Origin of the sequence: Bradyrhizobium sp. HKCCYLRH2015 (assembly GCF_051168215.1) — a bacterium.
GTDB lineage: Bacteria > Pseudomonadota > Alphaproteobacteria > Rhizobiales > Xanthobacteraceae > Bradyrhizobium.
Genome location: NZ_JBNPUO010000022.1, coordinates 1 through 4,756 on the forward strand (window position 1 = coordinate 1; position 4,756 = coordinate 4,756).

Sequence of the window (4,756 nt, forward strand, 5' to 3'; positions counted from 1 at the left end):
AGATGAAACGCCTGACCGCCGATTTCAATCGCGACTGGCCCGACGTGACCCGGACGCGCGAGAGCTTCGTGCTGGCGGAAAGATTTCCAATTGGTTCTTGACTTGGGTGCTTGCTCATCGAGCTGCGGCAGCCATCAATTAGCGAGTGGTCGCCAAAGGCTCGCAATTGTAAGTAATCGACAATGCGCACTCAGACAATAGCCCAGCCTTGTGAGGCCGGTGCTGGATACGGAAATGATGGTCTCACGTGGTCGAGTCCAGCCAGCGAAATATTAAACCCATCTATATCTCCCTCAGGATAGCTTCAATTTCGGGTATCAAGTTTCGCCCGGGGCAGTCGGTAGGGGCATGAAGTTTGTGGATAGTGACGCTGGACGTTGGAAGATTCCAACGAACTAAGAGCCACTTCAAAAGGCCCCGCAATGCCTCTCTTTGCTCTGGGCGTACCGCTTCATGTTCGAAGTCACCCTCGACAGCAATCTGAATGTACCCTCTAGGATCGTAGCCCGTATTAGTGTCACCGGCGAACCTTACATCCCGTCCCTCAGCGATTGAGCCCCTTGCGTCGATATAGAAATGATAAGGTACATCGGGCCAGGATGGTTTTGACTTTGATGGTGAGACTCGACCCGGCGACTGCGAGAATGCCTGCAAGCCGCGCATCTTCGCTTCGATGCTCGTCGAGATGTTACTGCGAACGCCCGTGTGATGTATAATAATACCAATGACAGTCTGGGCTGTCATTCCACCATTTGCCGATTTCGCTCGCCATTGTTCGCGCGAGATGATCTCCGGCTGCGCGCCCTGAGCTTCTGGGGTTCGGTCAGCAGAGGACCGCTCGGTACTGGTCGCGCTGCAATTCGAAAGGGTTGCAGCGAGCGCGAGTAACAAAACAAGCTGCTTCCCCATAGCCATTCCTTCGGGTCTGAAGTTCGAATGGAGCGTATTCGGGTGTTATTAGGAATACCTAGACGATGGTCAGGGCGGCCCAAGCCGGCCGATCGGCACCCAAGTTAGGCGCGATTCAGCAGCTATTTTTAAAGTACGCTGTTGGATATCCGCGCTGCTTGTATCCTTGTGCGGTGCTCTGGGCTGTGTCCCTATTCAGCGGGCCGACTCCAACACAGTACCAGCCGGCGCGGAAGTTGGGATAGTAATTACGAGCATTTGTGTCGATGAGTTGTGCTTGAAGCGCACCGCTGACTCCACGGGCGACACTTAGATCTTCGGAGCAATATGCTATCGCGTAGTAACCGCACCTGCGGCCTCCTTCCGAGGGCGGGCTCGGCTGCGCAGGGCTGGGTGCTAAAGCGGCGTTGGGCGCCTGAAGCGCAGCGGGTGCTATAGCCGTTGCGGGTCGAGCACTCGAGTTGGCCCTCTCATTTTCAGAGTCGGCCCTTTCCAAGACGGCATTTGCGAAGCAAGGGCTTGAGCCACTCTTCAACTCCCATACCATCTTGGCTTGAGCATTCGTAGTAAGAATGAGGTAGTAACAGGTAAACCCAGCGCCAGAGATCTGATAGTTTGATCCGCTTTCGCCCCTTGAACTCGTGATGGAGGCCTGACCGAGATTGGGTAAGCTAGCTTCGCGTGTCTGCCCGATCTTGTTGAAGACGATGTGCGGTCCAGGCGGACTGATCGAAACCCACACGCCGTCGAACATTTGCAAGGCATCGTCGGCGAGCGCACTTGCCGAGAAAGCCAATGATACGCTGGTCACTCCGGCAACGAGAAAGACGCGAACGCGCATCGCTCACTGCTCCGCGCTAGGGAGGATCTTTCTTGAAATGCGCAGACGGGAAACACACCGATGAGCCACCTTTGAGCTCCCAGGTCATCTCGCTATTGTTGATCTTGCCGACGAAGTATTGACACGAAAAGCCCTCGCCGGAGACCAGGAAGTTCGACCCGTTCTCGCCGTTTGATACCCGGATGGCCGCCTGTCCTAAGACAGGGAGGCTGGCTTCACGAGAGTTGAGGCCCACCTTGTTGAAGATGAAGTGCGGACCGGGCGGATTGACCGAAACCCAAACGCCGTTGAAAATGTCCAGCGCGTCCGCCCGAGCGTTAGCGGTTGCAAAAACAAGAAAGCACCCGAGAGCGACCAAAAAACAGCGCATTGCGCTTCCCCTTCAGGTTAATATACTAAGCTCAAAAAGCCGTATGCGCGGCATTGCCAAGGCTACAACCACTGCATTAGGATTTCCAGTGTTTTGACGAGGCCCGGACTGAGCATGGAATAAGGGCAGAGGGGGATAGTATGTTGATAGTTAGGGTATGGAAGATTGATTTCTTTTCGAAGCTTCTGGTGGCCGGCCTCTGGGCAGCCTTTTTCCTGCCTCAAGCCCAAGCGCAAACCCAAGGGCTTCTCGATGGTCGGTTGCTCGGCAACTGGCTCAAGAGTGGATCCGGAGACAATATTCGCTTTCTGTCAAATGGTGATTTGAACATTTCGTTTTCGGGGGCGGCAACCGTTTTCAACGGAGTCGGATCGGTCGAGAGGTGTGCCGATGGCGGTGCGAATATTTGCCTGGTCGGGCCGCGTTTTAGGTGCGCCTACCGGTATGCTTTTGCCGGTGAAGGACTAAATCTCTCATTCCGTACGGGTGGGCCGGACGTGGCCTGTAGAGCCGCGGCAGGCGATTACCGGCGGGTGGAGCCCTGAGCGACTGGGGCTACTTCCGATCTGAATTGTGCTCATCGAGCAGATCCGATGGGGCTTTTGATCCATTGGTCCCGCAAAACCGTCCGCTGACGGTTTGAGTGATGGCTTGAGCTATTTGCGCCTGAATTGTCTCCGTTTGAAGATTGATTTCGTCCGCTCGGTTGACGATCACGCCCGCCTCAAGGAGCAGAGCCGGATAGGGAGCGTCCTTCAGCACGGCTAACCGATCATTCAGATAGATCCCGCGCTGCCGATCAATGAGTTTTCGCCCTTCACCGGGAATCTTCATCGCATGGTGCAGCGAAGGCCGCAGTCCTTGCCTGATCAGTTCATCTGCCAAAAGCTGGGCAGCCGCTAAGCTCTCGGCAAACTTAGGAGTGAGCTCAGACAGGAAGATCGAAAAGCCGGAAAATTCGTCGCTGTAGTGGTTTGCTCGTCCGGCGAAGCTCCATTGATGGATAAACAACGGCTGAACTGAATCGTGATGAAGGGAGATAAATAGAGTTGGAGAATAGCGTTTAGCCTGGACGACTCGGTTGAGGAGCTGTTCTTGGCCTATGCCATGTACGACCAGCACGCTCACAAGGTACCCCGACCTTGCAAGTTCTAATGAAACCCTGCGAGCGAGGCTGAGGTTGAACTCAAACTCCGGCACGCCGCGCGCGCTAGTCGCTCCGGGTTGCTCAGGCGTGTGGCCGACGTCCAGCATCACCTTCACGATCGATGTGCAGTGCGGCACGGACACCGACTGTGGTGCTGCGGTGGGTATCAGGGCGATACTGCTAAGGCTGCTCGTGAGAAGCACAGTACGAAGGCAATACAATGCTCGCATGGAGGCCCTGGTCCAAAGCACCGCTTCTAATGCATTTGTCGATGGAGACCGATCCGATCCATCATACGGTTGAGTTCGAAGGAATTGTTAGCAGCCGTCACCACTGCGAAGCCGAGATAAGCAGGCTTTCAACTGGGAAATCCGCCTCGAATAGGCCCTCGCCAAGCAAGTTATATTCGTACCACAGGCATTTCGATCGTTGGACAACCAACTCTTCTCGGTTGCAGCCAATCTTGAAGAGCTTGCCGCGTCACCGTTGCTGCGAGCGTAAGCCTGAGCCGATGTATACAAAGCATCGAGATTTTGATCGAGCTGAGCTAGGCCGTCGTCTGAACAGACAGTTCTTTCCGCCTCATTCAATCGAGCGGAGCAGGAGAAGCTCGGAGAGACGGAGGGGCGAGGCGGTGGCGGAGGCGGCGGTAACGGGGCCGGCGCCGGTACTGGTACCGGTACTGGTACCGGTACTGGTACCGGTACCGGGCTATCGGCTTGCTCGAAAGCAGCTGACTTGAAACAGACGTCCCCACCGCTCTTCAGCTCCCAGACCATTCTTGTCCGCTGGTTGGTGGTGAGTATCAGGTAAAAGCAGGTGAATCCTGGGCCCGAGATTCGGAAATTTGATCCGTCTTCTCCATTGGATGGACCTATCGTGGCTTGGCCAAGTATCGGCAAACTAGCCTCTCTTTGACCCAGGCTAATCATATTAAACACGACGTGCGGTCCTGGCGGATTTACTGCCACCCACACACCGTTGAAAATCTGCGTTGGGTCGCCCTGCGCCTGAGCGCCGACGGCTGAGGCCAGGAAGCTCAACGATACCAAGGTAATGGAACGACAAAACACTGTTTGCTCTGAACGTTTCTTCAATTCGGGTACTCAGTCTAATCCGCTCGCCAGCGGCTGATCAAGCTATACTCGACTGGACCGCGTCCGCTCCTCCCGAGGCCGGATCACTATCGCTGCACCATGTCCGATCCTCAAGTGTTGGTCGTCCGAACGCGTAGTTCCCCGCCTATTCAAGGGCTGCCGCGCGAGCGTCGTCCTGAATCGTAGTCGACAACATTGAACATCGGAGCTTCTGAACCTGGCTATGGCATTGAGGTGTATGGTCGTCGCAAGCGTCGCACTCGTTGCAAACCCATCGGCCGCTGCGCCGCCATCAGCCGCGCCGCTCGACGATGGCGCCGCGGTGGAGCGTGCGATCGGCGGCGCGAGATGAAACGCCTGACCGCCGATTTCAATCGCGACTGGCCCGACGT

General features: G+C 55.8%; 4 protein-coding genes. 1 reads left to right on the top strand and 3 read right to left on the bottom strand.

What is annotated here, in order from left to right; all coding sequences use genetic code 11:
* Positions 1 to 282: 282 nt before the first annotated feature.
* On the bottom strand, positions 283 to 915 hold the full coding sequence (locus tag ACQR1H_RS33145) for a peptidoglycan recognition protein family protein (RefSeq protein ID WP_434864318.1): 633 nt from the start codon (positions 913 to 915) through the stop codon (positions 283 to 285).
* Positions 916 to 1,766: 851 nt separating this feature from the next.
* The gene (locus ACQR1H_RS33150) at positions 1,767 to 2,120 is read right to left on the bottom strand and encodes a hypothetical protein (protein ID WP_315805873.1); all 354 of its coding nucleotides are present in this window, start codon (positions 2,118 to 2,120) and stop codon (positions 1,767 to 1,769) included.
* Positions 2,121 to 2,260: 140 nt separating this feature from the next.
* Between ACQR1H_RS33150 and ACQR1H_RS33155 the strand changes: the two genes are divergently transcribed.
* Complete coding sequence (locus tag ACQR1H_RS33155; RefSeq protein WP_315805872.1) at positions 2,261 to 2,665, top strand: hypothetical protein; 405 nt, start codon at positions 2,261 to 2,263, stop codon at positions 2,663 to 2,665.
* A 10-nt stretch (positions 2,666 to 2,675) separates the two neighbouring features.
* Here ACQR1H_RS33155 and ACQR1H_RS33160 read toward each other — a convergent pair whose 3' ends face one another.
* Positions 2,676 to 3,374, bottom strand: coding sequence for an N-acetylmuramoyl-L-alanine amidase (locus ACQR1H_RS33160; RefSeq protein WP_316218925.1), 699 nt, complete (start codon positions 3,372 to 3,374; stop codon positions 2,676 to 2,678).
* Positions 3,375 to 4,756 lie beyond the last annotated feature (1,382 nt).